The sequence below is a fragment of the Corallococcus praedator genome (assembly GCF_003612125.1).
In the GTDB taxonomy this organism is placed as follows: Bacteria; Myxococcota; Myxococcia; order Myxococcales; family Myxococcaceae; genus Corallococcus; species Corallococcus praedator.
The window spans coordinates 1-437 of record NZ_RAWI01001084.1 but is presented as its reverse complement, the minus strand read 5'-3'; the positions used below and the strand labels follow the sequence as shown (position 1 = coordinate 437).

The 437-nt window shown below is 61.6% G+C and carries 1 protein-coding gene; it reads left to right on the top strand.

Going from position 1 to position 437, the window contains the following annotated elements; translation table 11 throughout:
* Nucleotides 1–29 precede the first annotated feature (29 nt).
* The coding region (locus D7Y13_RS43120; protein ID WP_208734653.1) for a hypothetical protein at nucleotides 30–437 on the top strand (408 nt) is incomplete at its 3' end.

Sequence of the window (437 nt, the reverse complement as noted above, 5' to 3'; positions counted from 1 at the left end):
TTCCCGACCTGCGCTGAGGAGGCTGTGCCATGACCCGCTCTTTACGCTGCACCGCGACGCTCCTGCTGCTGGGCTGGCTGAGCGTCGTGCCGATGGCTCGGGCCGAACCGCCCTTCGTCGTCGGCATCGCGACGCACCTGATGAACTTCGACCGCAAGCTTAAACAACCCCTGGAGCTGACCGCAGAAGCCGGTTTCAACTCGGTCAAGGACGATGCATTCTGGTCAACCGCAGCGCCTTATCCCCACGAATTGCGCATCACCGCCAACTGGCGCAACTACCTGACCATCGCCCGGGAACTGGACATGAGCCGCCTGGCGATACTGGGCTACAGCACGTACTTTCACGACAACAAGAAGCCTCGAGAGCCGGTGGTGATGGGCGCGTTTCTGAATTACGTCGATTACGTCACCCGCCAGCTCGGCAACCGCATCACC